Origin of the sequence: Arenicella xantha, assembly GCF_003315245.1 — a bacterium.
GTDB classification, from domain to species: Bacteria; Pseudomonadota; Gammaproteobacteria; order Arenicellales; family Arenicellaceae; genus Arenicella; species Arenicella xantha.
Genome location: NZ_QNRT01000003.1, coordinates 56,860 through 77,425, shown reverse-complemented (window position 1 = coordinate 77,425; position 20,566 = coordinate 56,860). Strand labels below are relative to the sequence as shown.

The 20,566-nt window shown below is 47.3% G+C and carries 24 protein-coding genes; 14 read left to right on the top strand and 10 right to left on the bottom strand.

Features of this window, described 5'->3' with window-relative positions; translation table 11 throughout:
* Window positions 1–19: 19 nt before the first annotated feature.
* The 7 genes from murA to DFR28_RS12275 form a co-directional block, all read right to left on the bottom strand.
* A complete protein-coding gene (gene murA, locus DFR28_RS12305) occupies window positions 20–1,321 on the bottom strand; it encodes a UDP-N-acetylglucosamine 1-carboxyvinyltransferase (RefSeq protein WP_113954671.1) in 1,302 nt (433 codons plus the stop codon).
* Window positions 1,322–1,339: 18 nt separating this feature from the next.
* On the bottom strand, window positions 1,340–1,657 hold the full coding sequence (gene grxD / locus DFR28_RS12300) for a Grx4 family monothiol glutaredoxin (protein ID WP_113954670.1): 318 nt from the start codon (window positions 1,655–1,657) through the stop codon (window positions 1,340–1,342).
* A 16-nt stretch (window positions 1,658–1,673) separates the two neighbouring features.
* Window positions 1,674–1,901: a BolA family protein gene (locus tag DFR28_RS12295; protein WP_113954669.1), complete on the bottom strand. Its 228-nt coding sequence runs from the start codon at window positions 1,899–1,901 to the stop codon at window positions 1,674–1,676.
* A gap of 87 nt (window positions 1,902–1,988) precedes the next feature.
* The gene (locus DFR28_RS12290) at window positions 1,989–2,753 is read right to left on the bottom strand and encodes an ABC transporter permease (RefSeq protein ID WP_113954668.1); all 765 of its coding nucleotides are present in this window, start codon (window positions 2,751–2,753) and stop codon (window positions 1,989–1,991) included.
* A gap of 1 nt (window position 2,754) precedes the next feature.
* On the bottom strand, window positions 2,755–3,678 hold the full coding sequence (locus DFR28_RS12285; RefSeq protein ID WP_113954667.1) for an ABC transporter ATP-binding protein: 924 nt from the start codon (window positions 3,676–3,678) through the stop codon (window positions 2,755–2,757).
* A gap of 91 nt (window positions 3,679–3,769) precedes the next feature.
* A complete protein-coding gene (locus DFR28_RS12280; protein ID WP_113954666.1) occupies window positions 3,770–4,390 on the bottom strand; it encodes an MlaC/ttg2D family ABC transporter substrate-binding protein in 621 nt (206 codons plus the stop codon).
* Between the two features lie 245 nt (window positions 4,391–4,635).
* Entirely contained in the window at window positions 4,636–5,010 is a 375-nt protein-coding gene (locus tag DFR28_RS12275) for a DUF4282 domain-containing protein (protein ID WP_170132083.1), read from the bottom strand.
* A 203-nt stretch (window positions 5,011–5,213) separates the two neighbouring features.
* On the opposite strand from DFR28_RS12275, the gene DFR28_RS12270 reads away from it, so the two are divergent.
* The 13 genes from DFR28_RS12270 (at window position 5,214) to mgtE (ending at window position 17,083) form a co-directional block, all read left to right on the top strand.
* Complete coding sequence (locus DFR28_RS12270) at window positions 5,214–6,200, top strand: calcium/sodium antiporter (protein ID WP_113954664.1); 987 nt, start codon at window positions 5,214–5,216, stop codon at window positions 6,198–6,200.
* 31 nt (window positions 6,201–6,231) lie between these two features.
* Complete coding sequence (locus DFR28_RS12265; RefSeq protein ID WP_113954663.1) at window positions 6,232–7,197, top strand: KpsF/GutQ family sugar-phosphate isomerase; 966 nt, start codon at window positions 6,232–6,234, stop codon at window positions 7,195–7,197.
* Complete coding sequence (locus DFR28_RS12260; RefSeq protein WP_113954662.1) at window positions 7,194–7,748, top strand: KdsC family phosphatase; 555 nt, start codon at window positions 7,194–7,196, stop codon at window positions 7,746–7,748. The genes DFR28_RS12265 and DFR28_RS12260 overlap by 4 nt, the downstream gene beginning before the upstream one ends.
* A gap of 27 nt (window positions 7,749–7,775) precedes the next feature.
* Window positions 7,776–8,234, top strand: coding sequence for an LPS export ABC transporter periplasmic protein LptC (gene lptC / locus DFR28_RS12255; RefSeq protein WP_113954661.1), 459 nt, complete (start codon window positions 7,776–7,778; stop codon window positions 8,232–8,234).
* A gap of 165 nt (window positions 8,235–8,399) precedes the next feature.
* Window positions 8,400–9,098, top strand: a complete 699-nt coding sequence (lptA, locus tag DFR28_RS12250) for a lipopolysaccharide transport periplasmic protein LptA (RefSeq protein WP_113954660.1) — start codon at window positions 8,400–8,402, stop codon at window positions 9,096–9,098.
* Window positions 9,099–9,101: 3 nt separating this feature from the next.
* Window positions 9,102–9,827, top strand: coding sequence for an LPS export ABC transporter ATP-binding protein (gene lptB, locus DFR28_RS12245; protein ID WP_113954659.1), 726 nt, complete (start codon window positions 9,102–9,104; stop codon window positions 9,825–9,827).
* Window positions 9,828–10,090: 263 nt separating this feature from the next.
* A complete protein-coding gene (locus DFR28_RS12240; protein ID WP_113954658.1) occupies window positions 10,091–11,569 on the top strand; it encodes an RNA polymerase factor sigma-54 in 1,479 nt (492 codons plus the stop codon).
* A gap of 138 nt (window positions 11,570–11,707) precedes the next feature.
* Complete coding sequence (gene hpf / locus DFR28_RS12235; RefSeq protein WP_113954657.1) at window positions 11,708–12,049, top strand: ribosome hibernation-promoting factor, HPF/YfiA family; 342 nt, start codon at window positions 11,708–11,710, stop codon at window positions 12,047–12,049.
* Window positions 12,050–12,239: 190 nt separating this feature from the next.
* Complete coding sequence (locus DFR28_RS12230; RefSeq protein ID WP_113954656.1) at window positions 12,240–12,734, top strand: PTS sugar transporter subunit IIA; 495 nt, start codon at window positions 12,240–12,242, stop codon at window positions 12,732–12,734.
* Window positions 12,735–12,739: 5 nt separating this feature from the next.
* Window positions 12,740–13,606, top strand: a complete 867-nt coding sequence (gene rapZ / locus DFR28_RS12225; RefSeq protein WP_113954655.1) for an RNase adapter RapZ — start codon at window positions 12,740–12,742, stop codon at window positions 13,604–13,606.
* A 5-nt stretch (window positions 13,607–13,611) separates the two neighbouring features.
* On the top strand, window positions 13,612–13,881 hold the full coding sequence (locus DFR28_RS12220; protein WP_113954654.1) for an HPr family phosphocarrier protein: 270 nt from the start codon (window positions 13,612–13,614) through the stop codon (window positions 13,879–13,881).
* 3 nt (window positions 13,882–13,884) lie between these two features.
* Entirely contained in the window at window positions 13,885–15,618 is a 1,734-nt protein-coding gene (ptsP, locus tag DFR28_RS12215; protein ID WP_113954653.1) for a phosphoenolpyruvate--protein phosphotransferase, read from the top strand.
* A 106-nt stretch (window positions 15,619–15,724) separates the two neighbouring features.
* Window positions 15,725–17,083 (top strand): magnesium transporter, encoded by a 1,359-nt coding sequence (gene mgtE / locus DFR28_RS12210; RefSeq protein WP_113954652.1) that lies wholly within the window; start codon window positions 15,725–15,727, stop codon window positions 17,081–17,083.
* Window positions 17,084–17,119: 36 nt separating this feature from the next.
* Here the strand turns inward: mgtE and DFR28_RS12205 are convergent, their stop codons facing one another.
* Window positions 17,120–17,542, bottom strand: coding sequence for a lasso peptide biosynthesis B2 protein (locus DFR28_RS12205; RefSeq protein WP_113954651.1), 423 nt, complete (start codon window positions 17,540–17,542; stop codon window positions 17,120–17,122).
* Window positions 17,543–17,646: 104 nt separating this feature from the next.
* On the opposite strand from DFR28_RS12205, the gene DFR28_RS12200 reads away from it, so the two are divergent.
* Entirely contained in the window at window positions 17,647–18,345 is a 699-nt protein-coding gene (locus DFR28_RS12200; protein ID WP_113954650.1) for a type II secretion system protein N, read from the top strand.
* Between the two features lie 19 nt (window positions 18,346–18,364).
* On the opposite strand, the gene lnt is transcribed toward DFR28_RS12200, so the two are convergent.
* Window positions 18,365–19,888, bottom strand: a complete 1,524-nt coding sequence (gene lnt / locus DFR28_RS12195; RefSeq protein WP_113954649.1) for an apolipoprotein N-acyltransferase — start codon at window positions 19,886–19,888, stop codon at window positions 18,365–18,367.
* 27 nt (window positions 19,889–19,915) lie between these two features.
* Window positions 19,916–20,566 carry a DUF4124 domain-containing protein gene (locus DFR28_RS12190; RefSeq protein ID WP_113954648.1) on the bottom strand — a complete coding sequence of 217 codons (651 nt, stop codon included), beginning with the start codon at window positions 20,564–20,566 and terminating at the stop codon, window positions 19,916–19,918.

Genomic DNA, 20,566 nt, shown 5'->3' with positions numbered 1-20,566 from the left:
TCTTACTGTGGGTCTTTACTTATTGAACCAAGGCCTGCAAAGAGGGATCTTTGTCCCATACATGGCCTGGGATCCGACGAATATTAGCGCCCAATCGAGATAATTTTTCTTCAATGCTCTCGTAGCCGCGATCAATATGATAAATGCGATCTATTACAGTCGGCTTATCGGACATCAAGCCCGCTAACACAAGACTTGCCGACGCACGCAGATCGGTGGCCATCACCGGTGCGCCACGCAACTTATTGCGACCCTTAATGAAGGCCGTATTACCTTCCAAATCGATATAAGCGCCCATTCGCTGAAGCTCCTGAACATGCATAAATCGATTTTCAAATATATTCTCGACTACTTTACTATTGCCATTGGCCAGGGCGTTCATGGTCACAAATTGAGCCTGCATATCGGTTGGAAACGCAGGATGTGGCGCCGTGTAAATATCAACAGCTTTCGGCTGACGGCCGTGCATATTCAACTCGATCGACGTTCCATCAATTGTGATGTCTGCACCAGCCTCGGAAAGCTTGTCGAGTACCGCGTCCATATACGTCGCCTCTGTAGCTCGAGCACGCACACGTCCACGCGTTACCGCACCAGCAACCAAGTAAGTGCCAGTCTCGATTCGGTCAGAAATAACGGTATGACTTGCATCATGCAGGGAATCGACACCTTCGATCACTAACTCGGACGTGCCAGCGCCGGACACTTTAGCCCCCATAGCATTCAAGCAATTTGCCAAATCAACAATCTCTGGCTCACGCGCCGCGTTTTCAATAACGGTTGTGCCCTTCGCCAAGGCCGCGGCCATCATCAAATTCTCAGTGCCAGTAACAGACACCATATCCATAAAGATACGAGCCCCACGCAAACGATCACAAGTGGCTTTGATGTAACCGTCTTCGATAACGACCTTCGCGCCCATCGCCTCGAGGCCCTTAATGTGCAAATTGACTGGTCGAGAACCGATCGCGCAACCACCGGGCAAAGATACTTCGGCATGCCCCATCCGAGCCACCAATGGTCCGAGGACCAAGATTGATGCTCGCATTGTTCGCACCAAATCATATGGCGCACGCGACTGGTTCACGTGACTCGCATCCGCACAAATATTCATGCGTTCATCAATTTCCATCTCCACACCTAGGTACCCAAGCAGGCTCATGGTGGTGGTGATGTCTTGCAAGTGCGGCACATTACTCAGAGTAAGTTTGCCATCCACTAACAGCGATGAAATCAGAATAGGTAAGGCTGCGTTCTTGGCGCCCGAAATAATAACGTCGCCATCCAATGGACCGGCGCCAGTAACAATCAATTTATCCATGTTTCGCTCAGCTCTAGGCTAGGTGTCTAAGGCGGTCTTTAATTCACCTGACTCGTACATTTCAGTCATGATGTCAGAACCGCCAACAAATTCACCTTTGATATAGAGCTGAGGAATAGTTGGCCAATTAGAATATTCTTTAATGCCTTGGCGCACTTCATCGTTGCTTAAGACATCAACCGTGACGAACTCAGCGCCAAGGGAGTTCAATATTTGTACCGCTCGCCCAGAAAACCCGCATTGCGGAAAGTTTGCGTTACCCTTCATAAACAGCACTACGCCATTATTCGTAACGGTTTCTTTAATTTGATCTTGCATCGAAACTTGTTCAGTCATAACTATCTCACTTACTTTATGACTCTGACGGTGTCAGAGTTTTCATTGACAAAGCGTGCACTTCCGCTTTCATTTTATCGCCTAGTGCGGCGTACACTAGCTGGTGTCGCTGAATTCGCGACTTGCCCTCGAATTCACTGGCAACGATGACCGCCTCAAAATGATGCCCATCGCCCTCAACCGATACTTGCGCATCAGTGAAGCCCGTTTCAATCCAAGTCTTCAGTTGTTCTGGTGTAACCATGTCATTCAAAAAATAGCAGAAAATGATAGGGCGCAAGGATACCCGAATCCGCGGCCTACAGCCAGTGAACACAGGCAATTACGGACATCATGCATCACGTAATTTATACCCCTTCGACAACATCGAAACACAAATAACAGTGAGCACAGCAGCAGCCAACAGCATTGCTGACAAACTTACCAAAACCGGCTGATCCGACTGGCCAAAAAAGCCATAACGGAAGCCATCAATCATGTAGAAAAATGGGTTCCAATGAGACAACGAGGCCCAGAGAGGCGGCAACGAATTTATTGAATAGAAAACACCACTCAAGAAGGTCAGCGGCACAATTAGAAAGCTTTGAAACGCAGCAATTTGGTCGAATTTCTCAGCCCACATTCCAGCTATCAACCCAAGCGCGCCGAGTGTATAGCTACCCAATATGGCGAACACCAGAATAATGAAAAAATTATAAATCGGCACATGCGCATAGAAAAATGCCAGCGCAAACACACCGGTTCCAACCGCCAAGCCGCGCATCACTGCGGCACCGATATATGCCAAAAACATCTCCAAGGCCGAGAAAGGCGGTAGCAGTATAAAAATTATGCTGCCCATCACCTTCGATTGAATAAGGCTCGAAGAGGTGTTTGCAAACGCATTCTGAATCACCGTCATCATAAGCAAGCCGGGAATTAAAAATTGCGTGTAGCTAACCCCTTCAAACACCTCTACCCGACCCTCTAATACATGACCAAATACCAACAAATACAACAAAGCAGTCACCACCGGAGCCAACACGGTCTGCAGCCACACTTTGACCCAACGCAATACTTCCTTCTTGAAAAGGGTATAACAGGCTATCCAATTCATACTATTTACCCTCTTGGTTGCCGGTGAGTCGGACAAATACATCTTCGAGACTGTCATTGACCACCGATACATGATCAATATCAATAGACGCAGCTCGCAAGCGATCTAGAATTTCCATAACTGAATCTGAATCTCGATGAATTGTCAGGTCGAGCTCATTACCGGCCAGACGAGTCACTCGAGATTGATACTCTTCAGGCACGGTTTCAATAGCGTGTGTAGCACGCACATGAAGCTTGCTGCCCAAGCCACGCGCAAGCAGATCTTGCTTCGATTCAAGTGCAATCACCTCACCTTTATTGATAATGGCGATTCGGTCACACAGCTCTTCAGCTTCCTCCAAGTAGTGTGTCGTCAGCACAATCGTGTGCCCTTCAGAATGCAACCGTCTAACAAAGCGCCACATAGATTGCCGCAATTCAACATCAACTCCGGCGGTAGGTTCATCCAGCACTAGAACTTGGGGTTTATGTACTAAGGCCTGAGCAATAAGCACTCGACGCTTCATTCCACCAGACAGCTTGCGCATATTGGTGTCCGCTTTGTCACTCAAATTAAGCTGCTCTAATAGTTCATCAATCCATGCCGTATTATTGCGCACGCCGTAGTAACCGGATTGAAACTCAAGCGTCTCGCGTACCGTAAAAAAAGGGTCCATCACAATTTCTTGCGGCACGACCCCTAACTTTTGGCGCGCTTGGCGATAGTCTGCACGAACGTCTGACCCCAAAATACTGATGTGGCCGCTATTAACTTCCAACAGGCCGGCAATGGCGCTAATCAGCGTCGATTTACCCGCACCATTAGGCCCGAGTAAGCCAAAAAATTCGCCTTGATAAATATCAAAACTAACATTATTCAAGGCTTGCAGGTCGTCGTAACGCTTACTGACACCTTGGATCGAAATTGCTGTTGGAGTATTCACAAACTCACCGTGTTTGACTGACTATCAATTAAAACGGCGCGAGGGAACTCGTGAGCTCACTCGCGCCGCGAAAAACTAACTAAATAATGAATTAGGTATTGTTTTTAGCACGCAAATTCGCAATCAAGCCATCAATACCCTCTTGTTGCAAGGTGGCGGCGAAACTCGCTTTATAAGTGCGAATCACATTGATACCAACAACTTCCATATTATAGGCGCGCCATTGCGTATCATCTTTATTGCTCATCGACAAAACAATAGGGTACGACGCTCCATCAGATGAGATCAACGTAGCTTTAACCTTGACTCGATCAGCACCTGGCTTCATGTTCACCGGCTCATAGATCACCTTTTCTTCGCCCGTCGCATTCAACAATCCTGTCGCATAGCTTTGTAGCAAAAACGCTTTGAATTCTTTAATAAAGGCTTTCTTTTGTGCAGGTGTCGCTGACGTGGCGACTTCTCGACCTAAAATCAGGTCCGCCATACGCGTCACATTTAGCGCCGGAATTAGCGTCTCCTCTAACATCCCGTATAAAGCTTTATTATCAGCGGTATACGCAGCTCGATTGCTTTGCAACTTTGAGACCATACTGTCGACCGTCTCTTTCACGACCTGATCAGGAGCCTTCATGGCGTGCGCCTGAACCGCAAACAGCATTAAGCCGCCAATAATCAGCGCATTGCGACTGAAAGAAAGAATTGATTTCATGAATAGTTCTCCAATAATTAGGAAGTGGTAATAGGTTACTTAGTGTTTGTGTGTTCTACGTGTTCTTAATGTGATGACGATCCAGCCCATCACAATATACTGGACAATCGTCAATGCTAAGCCGGTCTCATTAACGTTGTTCTTGCAATATCTATATATAGAATACACAAAAAGCCTGAACCGAAAATTAACCAATAGTTAGGGGCAGATAATCCAATTGCAAGCACCTACCGTGCAGCAAATTACTAGCTGGGCTTTTTGCTTACTTTCTTAGACATTTTTTTCTTAGTCTTGCGCACTGTTTTTACTGGAGCATCTGGCTCAGAGACCGGCGCTTGGGTATTATTCTCAATAGCTTGCATTGTATCGTAGAGCTTGAATAGCAACATCACAAGTTCGGCCGAGACACGCAAAACAATCACCGAAATCAACACAAATACAGCCGTCTCGAAAATCCCAAAAAAACCGCCGCTAAATAAACGCCCAAGACCATTCCAAATTATTGCCACTAACCCCAACCAATAGGCAACTTGAATAAGTTTGGGGGTTAGCATATTGTCAAAAAACAACACCTTGCGAACAGTTGGCTCGGCAGCAACATCATCTAATTTATCGAACATAATCGTAGGCCTCATATAAGTGCAAAAATATCAGTTATTATAACTTGCTCGCATGACAATAGAATCATCATCCACACGAATGTCGATCGAGTTATTAACAGACCATGAAAGCGGGTCGCGTATGTTGCAATTTACAGTCGAAAACAACACACTACGACCTTCTATTTAAGCGCTCCCAACCCTACTTCTGAGATTTATCCACAATGTCAATCGCACTAGCCCTAGTCTTTATTCTTATAGGCTTTTTTCTGCTTATGTGGAGTGCCGACCTATTGGTAGACAATGCCTCGGAGCTCGCTGGTAGATTGGGTATTTCGCCCTTATTGGTTGGCATTATCATCGTCGGCTTCGGCACCTCAGCTCCAGAACTATTTGTCTCCGCCATGGCAGCTCTAGACAATAAAGGCAATTTGGCACTCGGCAATGCGCTTGGCTCCAACATCACCAATATTGGCTTAGTACTTGGAAGCGCCGCAATTATTCGCGCGCTGCCAGTAGGCAAAGCAACAGCAAAAATCGACATGCCGATCGTTATCGCCACCGGCCTCGTCGCCATCGCATTGCTATTCGATGGCGTGCTATCGCACATAGACGGTGTTATTTTGCTGGCAATTTTGCTGGGTTATTTACTGTGGACCGCGCGCAGCTCCAGCGGCAACGAAGCACTCTCAGCCAGCGAACTAGTAGCCAGCGTGCATGAACATGATGTTCTCGCCGTCACACATCCAAAAGGAAAATCAGTAATGACGGCTTCTATTTACGCCATCATTAGTATCGCATTACTGATCCTGGCATCTCGAATCTTGGTCAAAGGTGCGGTAACAGTCGCTGAATTCTTCCATGTCGGCGAGCTTATAATCGGCCTAACAATTGTGGCTATCGGCACCAGCCTACCAGAGTTAGCAGCCGCTATTGCCGCCGCCAGAAAGGGCGTGCACGATATGATTATTGGCAACATTATTGGCTCCAACGTTTTCAATACGCTCGGGGTATTAGGACTCACGGGAGCACTAAGAGCAACTGAAATTGATACCGGCGCCCTGTGGCGCGACTTCCCAATAATGCTGCTATTCACAGGCTTAATGTTAGTTTTTGCATTAACCAAGTACACCATTAGCCGATTAGAGGGCAGCGTGCTCGTCGCAGCCTATATCGCCTACCTCGGATACCTAATTAGTGTCACGGTTTGATCTATTGATACCTCACGGATACAGTTGAACGATGAAAAAACTTGCTTTTTTAGACTCTGCCCGCCAAGTGCTAGAGATCGAATCCGCCGCAATCAAACAACAAATTGATCAGCTGGATGCGACATTTGAGCGTGCTTGCGAGCTGATTCTAGCGTGTGAAGGCCGCGTGGTAGTCACCGGCATGGGCAAATCAGGTCACATTGCGAGCAAAATCGCAGCAACCCTAGCCAGCACTGGCACACCAGCATTTTTTGTTCATCCTGGCGAAGCCAGTCACGGCGATCTCGGCATGATCACACCTAAAGACTGCGTGTTAGCAATATCAAATTCAGGCGAAACCGGTGAAGTGTTAGCCATTTTACCAATTATCAAGCGAATGGGCGTGCCATTGATCGGCCTAGCCAGCGTGCCCAGCTCGACGTTAGCGCGACTGTCTGATGTGTACTTAAATGTCCCCATCCAACAAGAAGCCTGCCCGATGAACCTCGCCCCAACCGCCAGCACCACCGCATCATTAGCGATGGGCGACGCCTTGGCGATCGCGGTACTAAATGCACGAGATTTTGATGAACGCGACTTTGCACGCTCTCATCCAGGTGGTTCACTGGGCCGCCGACTACTTCTATACGTAGAAGACATAATGCACAAAGACGACGAAATTCCTCTGATCGAGGGCGGTGCGCTACTCTCCGACGCATTGGTCGAAATGACCAGCAAAGGCCTTGGCATGACAGGCATTGTTGATTCGGACAAGCGATTACTCGGCATTTATACGGATGGCGACTTACGCCGCACTCTGGCCAGCCGCCTGAGTCTCGATACACCAATCGAACAAGTCATGACCAACAACCCAACCACCACCGAATCCGGCACTTTAGCGGCTGAGTTAATCGCCATCATGCAAAAAAATCGGATAAGCGGTGTATTGGTAACTGACGATGACCGCGTTGTCGGCGCCATCAATATGCAAGACCTATTACGTGCGGGAATTCTATGAAGCAGCTACCACCACTACCATACCAAGTTTCCGACTCGGTGATGCACAAAGCCTCCGCGGTTAAGCTAGCACTGTTCGATGTAGACGGCGTGCTGACCGATGGCAAACTTCATTACAGCTGCGACGGTGAACGCGTCAAAGTGTTCCACGCATTAGACGGGCATGGCTTAAAGATGCTACAAATGGCCGGTATCGACGTAGGCGTGATATCAGCGCGCAGCTCTAAAGCGTTACAACGACGCCTGCAAGATCTAGGCATTAAGCATTGTTACTTGGGCGTTAACGACAAGCTTGCGGTATTTGAAACGCTAATAAACGACCTTAAGTTATCCGGTGACGACTGCGCGTTTACTGGTGACGACGTCATTGATTTGCCAGTAATGGAGCGATGCGGCTTAAAGCTATCAGTCAAAAACGGGCATTTTATTGTACAAGATCGCGCCGATTGGATTGCCCCACTTACCGGCGGTGAAGGCGCGGTTCGCGCCATTTGCGATGTGCTACTGTATAGTCAAGCCAGCTACCCATTGGGCGGCTCAAATCAGCAATAGCCACACGCGTTGAGCAGATAATTTACTATGGTGAAACAAGCCGAGTCCCTTCTTTATATTGCCATTTTGGGCGTCATTGGCCTGTTTGGCATATATTTGCAAACAGCAATGATGGAAGACGAGCCTGAATTAAACAACTTTAAGGACCGGCACGATCCTGACTATTACATCGAAAACTTTATTGCGACTGGTCTCGACAAAAATGGGCAACGCCGGTTTGAACTGAAAGCTGACCGTATGGCGCACTTTCCAGACGACGACACCGCGCTACTCGACAACCCACACGTAATCGAATATGAAGTTGGCTTTGCGCCTAGACACACGTTCGCCGACTCTGGATGGATGAACTCTAGCGGAGACGAAATCTTAATGACCGGTAACGTGCGAGTAGTGGTTGAAGCCGATTCACGAGGACCCGGAGGCACGATGAAAGCCAAGCGAATGCGTATCATTCTCGACAAAGCCACCAAAGACAACCTGTTTTAACCGACTCAGCTAAACCAATAGCTGAATATTCTGATTGCCTGTTCAGCTGACAGTCAGCTAGTGTGATATATTTTAAGACAACATTGAACCCGCTGCGTGGCTACCTGCCAACATAATTGAAAACAGACGGGGCATGACAACCAAAACATTTGACGATTGTATTTAATGAAACTAATTCGATCACTAGCGGTGCTAGTCCTGAGTGCGACTATCTCTTGCCAAGCGCTTGCCTTAAAGTCCGACCGCGACCAACCTGCTGACATCGAAGCTGATGACATAGAGTTTGATTTCAAGAAAGGCACTCGAACCTATATTAACAACGTGCTGGCGGTACAAGGCACCTTAACCCTAAAAGCCGACAAATTGTTCGCTGAATACAATGGCAGCGAATTAAAATCGGCCACCGTATGGGGCTCATTAGCGCGCTTTAAGCAGCGACCTGACGGCAAAGAGCATGATGTTGAAGGTTGGGCAAAAAAAATTATTGTCGATCAGCAAGCCAATACGTTGACGCTAATTGGCAAGGCTTCACTCAAACAAGGGCCGCAAACAGCTCGCGGCGATACCATCGTCTACAACATGGCGAACGATACGCTAAAAGTACAAGGCGCCGCCAAAGTTGGTGCCGGTGGAAAAGATGGAACCAAGCCTAAACGCGCCATCAAGGATCCATTTGCCGACAACCCCGACGGCCCAGAACCACCTAAAAAGCGAAAAATAGCTAAATCAGACACGTCAAAACAAGACAGCGACAGCAACGACGAAACGGAGAATGATTCCGCTAACGACGAAGTTGAAGAGCAAACTGAGACAGAAAAACCTGTCCGATCTGGTCGCTCGCGACTGATCATAGAACCGCAGTAGATCATGAGCATTTTGGAAACTAAGGACCTTTGTAAAAGCTACAAAGGCCTAGAGGTTGTTAAGAAGATCAACATCTCAGTTGAGAGCGGCCAAGTAGTTGGCTTGTTAGGTCCAAATGGCGCGGGTAAAACTACCAGTTTTTATATGGTGGTTGGCCTAGTCCGTAGCGACAGCGGCAAGATATTATTAAATGGCCAAGACATAAGTCACCTTCCGATGCATTCACGCGCTCGCCTCGGTATCGGTTACTTGCCACAGGAAGCCTCAATATTTCGCAAATTGACGGTTCAGGAAAACTTGATGGCGGTGCTCGAAACCGACAAATCTTTATCGTCGCAGGAACGCAGTCGCCGAGTAGAGCAACTACTCGAAGAATTCAACATAGGCCATAAACGCGACACCTTAGGCATTTCATTGTCTGGCGGAGAGCGACGACGGGCCGAAATAGCTCGCGCTATCGCGTTGCGCCCTTACTTTATCTTGCTAGATGAACCCTTTGCCGGCATCGACCCTATTTCGGTCGGCGATATTCAGCAAATCATTGATTATTTACGCAACACCGGCATCGGCATTATTATCACCGACCATAACGTCAGAGAAACGCTGGATATTTGCGATCATTCTTATATTTTGACTGAAGGTCGAGTGCTAACCCAAGGCACCGCTAAACAGATCCTCAGCCATCAGGGCGTTCGTGACGTTTACCTTGGTTCGAAATTTAAAATTTAGTAGCCAATTTTGCGCCTTACCGCCTCGGTAAGGCCCGCACGCACAACGCCGACTAGTTGCCAACAATCGCGGCCAACTAACTCCGAGCACACCGACCAAGCAAATCCATATATCTTCGAACCTTTGCCTAGAATTTCATGGATTAGTCACCACGTTAAGTCTAGAATGAATGTATAAGTGATCGGAAGTAGCAAACCTTCTTACAGTCAGCTAAGTCGAATCGCGATACCTTCCGGTCAATGCCATTGACGAATCGGTAGTAGATGAAACAGTCTCTTAATTTAAAGCTTTCACAACAGCTAACGCTTACACCTCAGTTAAAGCAAAGCCTTCGTTTACTGCAACTTCCCTCATTAGAGCTTGAACAAGAAATTCAACAAGCATTGGATGCGAACCCGCTACTTGAGCGCACCGATAGCGACGGCTTGGATAATGCATCACCACCTTCCGAAGACATACCGGTAGAGACGCATACCGACACCAAAGACCCAACTCCCACTGACAAAAGTTTCGAGATACCCAATCCTGAATTAGTCGACTCAAGCGCCGAGCGCGACGACAACTGGCAAGAAGCTTTTGAATCACGCCGAGTGAACAATACCTCAAGCAGTAGCGGTCAGACTGATACGGAATTTACTCAATTTGTTTCCAAGCAAGAATCCTTGTTTGAGCATTTAGACTGGCAGATTCAAATGACTACGCTGAGCGATAAAGACAAGCTGATCGCCAGCACCTTACTGCGTTGCATGGATGAAGAAGGCTACCTAAATGCAGAACTATCTGAAATTTGCGACATGTTCAGCGATGACCTCGAGGTAGAAGAAGACGAAATCAATGCGGTGTTAAGCCTCATTAAGACCTTAGAGCCAATTGGCGTTGGAGCGCGTGACCTCAGCGAGCGGCTCACAATTTTGCTTGACCAATACCCACTGGACACTCCGGGCTTGAGCCTCGCAAAGACTATTGCCGATCAGCATTTAGCATTAGTTGGCACACGCAATTTAGCCAAATTGAAAAAGAGTCTAAACGTCAGCGACACCACGCTCAGCACCAGTCTAAGTCTAATCACACAACTCAACCCCAGAGTTGGTGCAGAGTTCAAAAGTGACAATCAAAATTACATTATTCCTGACGTGCACGTCAAAAAGGTAAACGATACATGGATGGCACAAATCAATCCTGACAATCAAGTTAAGTTACGCTTGAATAAGACTTATTCAGATATGCTTAAAAGCGATATAGATAAAGAAGGGAGTGATTTCATTCAACAAAACATGCTTGAAGCCAAAATGTTTATCAAAGGATTAATGAGTCGCTACGACACTCTTTTGCTGGTATCCGAAGCAATAGTCGAACGACAACAAGGCTTTTTCGAACACGGCGTGGAAGCAATGCAACCAATGGTATTGCAGGACATCGCAGAACAACTCGAGATGCATGAATCAACAATTTCACGCGCAACAGCGGGTAAATACTTACTGTCTCCACGTGGAGTCTTCGAACTAAAGTACTTTTTTTCAAGTGCCCTCAACTCTACTGATGGCACTGCTTCTAGCTCAACCGCTATCCGCTCGTTAATCAAAAAAATGGTGGACGCTGAATCAAAAGCCAAACCATTGAGTGACAACAAAATAGCGAAAGAGCTAGAACATCAGGGGCACATCGTCGCGCGACGAACTGTGGCTAAATATCGTGAAAGCATGCAAATAGCGCCTTCCAGCCAGCGCAAATCACTGGTGTAGTCGATGTATTCGCATCAAATAAGGGCGCGTATTGCATCGCAAACAGCTTTTCACGAAGTTACAGCTAAGAGGCGATGCGCATCATAAAATCGGCGAGCTAGAATATTAGGCAAGTTCGCCACAGAACAGGAGAATCATATGCAGTTAACCATCTCTGGGCACCAAATCGACCTGACCGATTCAATGAAGAATTACATTGGGGAAAAAATGGAGCGCATAGAACGACACTTTGACCACGTAAGCAGTATTGACGTAGTGCTCCATGTTGAGAAGATTCGTCACAAAGCCGAAGCGACGGTAAATGCCAAAGGCGTCACCTTACACGCACATGCCGACTCTGAGAACATGTACGCCACCATCGATGACCTGACTGACAAACTCGATTCACAAGTTCGTAAACACAAAGAAAAAATAACCAACCACCATCGCAGCGGTGGCGCGTTGAAAGACCAGGAATTCGTCCCTTCGACGCCTGAGTAACAAAATCCGCATATAGCGACTCAAGACCGTCGGCACGGCAACCTGACTCAGGTCAGAAACCAACGCCGGCGGTTTTTTTAACCATTCCATCCGTGCAAGAAACCTTTTACACTTGCGCTCTCGAGGTGAACCACACGACCTCCTAATGAATGACAACTGTTGCTTAACACCATGCGTGAACCGGTAAATCATGACCACATCTAATTTTCTGTTCGAGAATCTAAACGCCGAACTCATTTCGGTACATGCCGATGTGAGCAGTCGTAAACGGTTACTAGAAGAAATGGCTCGCTTACTAGCTATTCCGCTTATACAAAAAGCGCTTGAAGACGAGCTAGACGACGTAAAAGAAAAAGACATTTACCATCAGCTTTGGGAACGCGAAAAACTTGGTAACACGGGAATCGGCAATGGCGTTGCACTGCCCCACTCACGATCTCAGCAAGCCCACAAAGCTATCATTGCGATCATCACGCTAGAGCAACCGATTGATTACGATAGCTTAGACCGGCAACCTGTGGATGTTGCATTTGGCTTACTGGTCCCTATGGAAGCCACACAGGATCACCTTAATTTACTCGCCGACATTGCACGCATGATGTCCAACGATGCCAATAAGTCTGCCATCGCCAAAGCCACTTCTGCTGAAAAAATTATTCAACTAATAGAAAAATGGTCTAAATAAGAAGCATGGGCGCACCAAAATTTTTCATTATTAGCGGTACATCTGGATCAGGGAAATCCATTGCTTTACAAGTTCTCGAAGACCTAGGGTTTTACTGCATCGACAATCTGCCGGCATCTTTAGTTCCGGAAATGGCCGCGCGTGTTTTAGGCAACGATACAACTCATCACAACTGCGCCATCAGTATCGATTCACGAAACCAAGACTTTATTGGCGATTTAAAGAGCAACTTCGACAGCCTGGACGCATTCAATGTCGAAACCCGCGTCATCTTCCTAGATGCCAATGACACGACCTTGTTAAAGCGGTACAGCGAGACACGCCGAAAGCATCCATTGTCAGACGAAGATACGTCGCTGATTGAAGCAATTCATAAAGAGCGCGAGTTACTCAAGTATCTAGACAGCATTGCCGATAGACGGATCAATACATCGACCACCACACCACACGAGTTACGCACCATCATTCGCGATGAAAGCGTGCAGGACAATGGCCGAGCCGTCACACTATTGTTCGAGTCTTTCGGATTTAAATACGGCAACCCAACCGATGTCGACTTTATGTTTGACGTGCGTTGCCTGCCCAATCCCCACTGGCAGCCCGAATTACGCCCACTAACCGGCCTCGACGACCCGGTCATCCAGTTTTTGCAATCCCAAGCCTTAACCCAAGAGATGCTTACGCACATTCAAAACTTTGTCGAACATTGGCTGCCGCACTTTATAAAAGACAATCGCAACTACATTACCGTAGGAATTGGTTGTACCGGCGGTCAGCACCGTTCGGTATATCTTGTTAGCCAATTACACGCACACTTCTACCAAAACAAAAACATCCACACACTGGCTCGACACCGAGAACTGAGACATTAAACCGTATGCGTGAACAACAGATCGACATCATTAATAAACTTGGACTGCACGCTCGCGCTTCTGCAAAACTAGTGAGCACAGCTGGACAATTTTCGAGTCGAATCGAGATTGTATTCGGTGGCCAAACCGCGGATGCAAAAAGCATAATGGCGGTAATGATGTTGGCTGCGTCAAAAGGCAGTCACATTTTATTGCGTACCACCGGCAAGGACGAAGATGCCGCTATGGAGGCCATGACCGGGCTAATTAATAATTATTTCGACGAGGATGAATAATATATGTTGAGCCTGTTTGGATCGGGTATTGGGCGCGGGATAGCGATAGGCCAAGCCTATGTGTTAAAGACAGCTGATATTGAACCCACGCAAATCAATATCGAGCCCAACAAGGTCACTCAGGAAGTACGCCGATTTCGTGCCTCAGTAGCCGCGGCTGAACAACAATACAAAGACCTATTAAAGGGCTTAGACAAAGATGCGCCAAAGGAAAGTGCCGCGTTTATCAATGCCCACATGTTGATGCTGCGGGACCCTCTACTGATCAACGAGTCTATCAAAATTATTCGCCAAGACTTAGTCAATGCGGAATACGCCTTGCAACAGCAGTCGGACAACCTGATTAACGTTTTCAAACAGATGGAAGACCCCTATCTGCGTGAAAAAAAATCAGACGTAAAGCATATTACCGACCGATTGCTGCGACATCTAATGGGTATCGTTTCTCACACACTAGACGAATATAACGAAGAAGACTTACGCGGCAAAATCATTGTTGGCAAAGATCTAACGCCAGCCGAGACAATGTATATTCGCGACCGACGTATTGTCGCCTTCGTCACCGATTTGGGTAGCCAAATATCACACACCGCCATTGTCGCGCGCGGACTAAAGCTCCCAGCAGTGGTCGGCTTGCATGGCAGCACTAAATACATAAACGAAGACGATTTGCTCATTGTCGACGGATTGCGCGGCATTATTCTGGTCAATCCGAGCGAACAAGTATTAAAAGAATACCGCGCTAAGGCTCGCCGCCTGCGTGCGCGAGAAAAAGAACTCGGCAATCTCATTCGACGAAAAACCAAAACGCTAGACGGGGAGCGCATTCACCTACTAGCCAATATTGAATCAGCCAAGGAGCTACGTGAAGTTAAACGTGTCAATGCCGAAGGCGTCGGTTTGTATAGAACCGAATACCTGTTTATGAATCGAGCTACGGCGCCAACCGAAAACGAGCAATTTCGCGATTATAAAAAGATCGTGACTCAGATCGATCGTCCAGTCGTCATTCGCACACTCGATATCGGTGGCGACAAACAACTCGCATTTAATTACCCAAACAAACGATCTAGTGAATCTCCACTAGGTCTGCGAGCGGTGCGATTATGCTTAAATCACGTGGAATTATTTCGGCCACAGCTGAGGGCGATTTTACGTGCGTCGGCGTTTGGAAAGCTGTCAATTCTCATCCCCATGGTGAGTAATTTTGATGAGATAAATCAAGTACTTACTATAATCAAACAAACCAAGCGGGAATTGAAGAGTGCCAATATAGCGTTTGATCCACGCGTGAAAATCGGCGGCATGATAGAAGTTCCAGCGGCCGCGATTATGGCGGATATCTTCGCTCAAAAGCTCGATTTTTTATCCATTGGCACCAACGATTTGATTCAATACACGCTAGCTATCGATCGGGTTGATGACGCAGTCAACTATTTGTATGACCCAACCCATCCAGCCGTGCTACAACTAATTAGAACCGTGATAAGAGCTGGCGAGAAAGCCAATATTCCAGTCTCATTATGCGGAGAAATGGCCGGTAATGATCGATATACGCGGCTGTTATTGGGGCTTGGCCTAAAGAATTTTAGTATGGATGCAACCTATCTATTGAACGTCAAAGAACAAGTCTTGTCGGCGGACACCAGTAAATTAAGGTATCTTGTTGGCAAAGTAATCAATGCCGATAACACGACTGAAGCCCGCGAGTTTCTTAGTAAGCTAAACGCTGTTTAGACTCTGCTGCAACTTAGTCGATGTGTAATGCGCAGATACACATGGCTCGTTATAATAGACTCAACCACCCGACTTTGGAGACTACGCCGCTAACGAAATTTACGTTATGCGGGACACTACTATCGTGCAACAAGCAACGCCAACATCCCCAACTATTGACGAGCTCTTAACGGCTGGAGACACCAGTGCTGTGCGTGCACAATTCGCTGATGCTCATCCGGCGGACATAGCAGACATACTGGAACGGCTAACCCTTGCAAAACGGCCCTTAGCTTGGAACTACATACCGGAAACAGTTAAAGGTGAAGTTCTAGCAGAACTCACCGAAGGCGTGTTTAAGAATCTAGCGCATGAACTAGATAAGCAAGAGCTAATCGATGCCATCAAGGTTCTGGACATAGATGACATCGCCGACTTAATACCGGATATGCCAGAGGCATTACTAGCGGACGTGTTGTTTGCCGTTGATGTTGAAACGCGTAACAATCTTGGTGAGGTACTCTCTTATCCTGAAGATAGTGCAGGCGGCCTGATGAACTTTGACGCCACCGTGGTGCGAGATAATGTGTCATTAGATGTTGTACTCCACTACCTCAGGCTTAAAACTGAACTACCAGACAATACCGACACAATCTATTTGGTTGATCGCGAAAAGCGCCTCAAGGGAATTTTGCCGATCAATACCCTACTAACGCAACCTGGTCATCACTTAGCGATTGATCACGCGATAGAATCACCGGTGAGTTTTCGATGCTTAGACAGCGAACAAGATGTTGCCAAGGCGTTTGCCGATTACAACCTAATTACAGCGCCGGTAGTGGACGAATCTGGCCGCTTACTAGGTCGAATAACCATTGACGACGTTGTCGATGTAATCCGCGAGCAAGCTGAACACGACATCATGGCCGCGGCTGGCCTACGTGAAGAAGAAGACATCTTTGCACCAGTGGCTCGCACCTCGCGGCGCCGCACTATCTGGCTAGCCGTTAACCTAGTAACAGCGCTGCTTGGCTCATGGGTAATCGGCTTATTTGAAGGATCGATTCAACAACTAGTAGCGCTCGCCGTCCTGATGCCGATTGTCGCCAGTATGGGCGGAAATGCCGGCACACAAACTCTTACCGTCGTCATACGCGGCATGAGTGTTGGCACAATTTCGAGTGAAAACTTTTATAACGTATTACAAAAAGAAACCTTAGTCGGCATGTTAAACGGCGTTATTTGGGCAACCGTGATCGCCCTTATTGCATCGCTTTGGTACCAAGATCTGCAACTGGGTTTAGTGATCGCCGCAGCCATGACGGCCAATCTATTTATGGGCGCTGTAGCCGGCGTATTCATTCCAATATTACTAGAAAAAGTAAACATCGACCCAGCCTTAGCTGGCGGCGTGGCTCTGACTACGGTAACCGACGTGGTGGGATACTTTTCAGTGCTCGGACTTGCCACCGTTATTTTGCTTTAATAAACCTTCAAATCGCCACAACAAAGAACAGCACCGCTACAGTTTCAATAAAGCAAACTGCTCACTCACGTGTTCCGGCTCACCGACCATGCAACCATCTACTTCGACCCACGCATGGCTAACAAACTGCACGCCAGCCTTGTTCACGCCAATTCTTACAATCGCTCTATCACCTTGACGGCGTAGCATATCCGCCAGCACGATTGACCGCGGCAAACAGGCCATCGACACAATGTGAAGTCGAGCAGCTAAGCGCACCGACTCATGCATAGCAAGCCACCTAGGATCAAACGCAGAGGTTTCAGCTGAAGATGATGGCTGGGGAGCCAACACTTTTTGCCTCAACCAGTTACCTTGCTTGAATTTAATCCTAAGCCAAACCATCCAAAGACGCCAATAGGCAACCATCATCCAACCCCATTGATCGAGCGTAAGCATTTGAAATGATTTAACTTTCATAGTTTATCAACAAGACAAAATTTGGTATATCCAGGCCACCTATACAAACTAGCCCACAATCGAAGAGATATAGGTTTCAAATAGAATAAGGTAAACTATAGAGCATGGAGCTACTTAATACTATTTCTAACAACCGCATATGGGTACGCCACGGACCGCTGATACTAAAAGTGGCGGCGGCGTTATTTCTGTGCTTAATACTCGCGAGTGTCACATGGGATGTTTATCGCCAGCAACAAGTGCGAGCCCTTAATTATGCTCCACAAAACATTCCACCGATCCAAACTAAGCGGGACGCGGGGTATCAGGTCAACAACATCGTTAAAGCTAATTTGTTCGGCAAGATTCCTCCCAAAAAAGTAGAGCGCCCTGTTGTGAAAACAACGCTAAATCTTAAGTTGCAGGGTATCCTTTGGGATAGTCGAGAAGGAATGGCCCGCGCAATTATAACGTCCGGAAAAAAACCAGCTGAACTGTACGCTGTTGGCCAAGAAATCAAAGGCGCCGGCGCATCAATTAAGGAGATTCGCGGCACTGAAGTTTTATTGAATCGCAACGGTGCGACCGAAAGCCTACCTCTAAATATCAAAACAGCCGAGGAGTTGGCGCCCTTTGTTGGCAGCCTTGCTAACTATGAGCCAGCCGGAACCGCCCAACAAGCAGGCCAATTCCAATCACCAACAAACCAGCGAACTCAGAAACAACGCGCTAGGCCAAGATCCGCAAACGGAGAGCCTAGCAAGGTAAGACGACCCAACTTCTCTGGACTCGACAAAGCACTGCGTAAAATGGGCGAAATCTAAGAGCGACTAATCGTCTACCTTATCGGCCCGTGTTGCTTCGGCTGGCGGTCACTATCGACAACAAACCGGCTAATAACCAGATAATTCCTGAGAAAAGCACAATCCAGCTTCCGAATCGGTAGTACCAAGTTGTTCCTATTTGTGGGTAAACACGCTCTACCAGGTTAGCTTGGGTAAATTGAAGGCTTTGAGCGGTGATAACCCCACGATGATCAATAAAGGCTGACGGCCCTGAGTTAGCGCTGCGAACCATAGGCCGCGACAATTCGCGCGCCCGCATTTGCGCCATCTGCAATCTTTGGTGAGGTGCAAATGAGTCGCCAAACCAAGCGTCTTCTCCAATATTTACCAATATACCCGCATCCCCTAAATACCGACGATATTCATCAGCAAACGCATCCTCATAACAAATTGATAAACCAATCTTGATTCTGCTCCCACAGCTCAATGGTTGCATGCCTGACCCGGCATAAAAGTCAGACATTGGAAGCTCTAGATAATCTAAAACCCACTGAAATAAGAATCTTAAGGGCAAGTACTCGCCAAATGGCACTAAATGCCGTTTTCGGTACACCTGAGGAACACCATCCTCCACATTACAGACTAACGCCGCGGCATTGTAACTACGATCATACGACGGAGCGTGGTCTAGCAAACTCGGTGTGTCTATGAGCCCCGTCAACAAAGCTGTTCCGACAGGTACGCTGGTCTGCCAAAATTCAGGAGTCAAATGCTGCAAATGTATAGGCAGCGCCGTTTCAGGCCAAACAACTAAATCCAATTGAGAGCCAGCGGCTAGAGCTCGACTCTGCGTACGGTAGTTCTCAATTACTCTAGCCCGGCTATCTGACTGCCATTTTTGGTTAATTGGAACATCGGCCTGAACTATAGCCACCCGTAACGCAGTGCCGTCGTCCTTGGTCCAATTAATATAGTTAGCAGACCAGGAGAGTCCAATCAATGCGGCAATCAACGGAATCATGCGGTATTCACGCGTCTTGAAGATCGCACTGGTCAGGACCGAAATCAAACAGACCATAAAGCTAACTAAATAGACTCCGCCGATTGGTGCCCAACCTGAAAGCCAAGTATCGGTTTGTGTATAGCCTAGATCTAGCCAAGGGAACCCAGTTAACACCCAACTTTTAAGCCACTCGAACACACACCATGCGAACGGCAGCATAAACAAGCGGAGCGTACTACCAGCTGGAGTCGAACGCGCAACCAACCAAGCCATAATTGCGATTAAAGATGCCAATATTCCCGCGAACCCAAGCACAGCAATACTACCCATCCAGAATGGCATGCCTCCATATGTCGATAAGGAAACATAAACCCAAGACACACCAAATCCGTATAGCCCCAGACCAAAAGCCAAACCTCGCAGCATGGCAACTTTAGGCGATGAATTAATTAACTGCGAAAAAAATGCAACCATGCATAAGGGCGCAAGCAACCAAAATCCAAATGGCGCAAAGGCGAGCACTAACAGCGCGCCACTAACAAAGCTCGCACCTAAGCCTCTCCAACCGCTGTTTTTCATCAAAAGTCTAGCAGCCAAGCAACAGGACTAACGATTACCTTCCTCGTTGAATGCCTTAAAAAGCTCTTTCTCGCGAGCGAACCGCTCTTGAATCTGAGTTTTTTGCATCTCAAGGTTTTTGAGCTCTTCCTCCGACTCCTTTATTTTAGCCAATGAGGCATCAATTTCCGCTTGAGTTCGCTCAGCACGCTTAGCGTTTTGCTCAGGCTTTTTAGCCTCCAGGCGTTCTATTTTTCGCGCCATCCCCTTTAGGTAAACATTGTGTACCGCGATACTACTTTCAACTGAGTAAATCTGGTTGTCCAACTGTCGGTCAATATCCGCCTCCGTTTGATAAATACTGAGTAAACGGTTGCGCTCCTCCTTTTCATCTGACAGCTTTTTTTCCTCAGCTTCGATTTTGGCTCTGGTTGATTGCTCGGCAGCCAACTCTTCTTCAGTTTTTGGGGCTTCGTTTTGATCTCGAATAAAACCACGATTATCGAGGGTTGTGACCTTCGACTTTTCGCATTCATGCACCGCAGTATCTCCATAATGCCATTGGCCCTCTTCATCCTGACATTTTTTAATAGCGAAGGCCGACGGTGAGGCCAACAAGAACGCCAATAACATGGAACCACGGACAATGCCGACAAGCTTCGAAAATGGCATATTTAGATACAGAAACGAAAAGTTCAT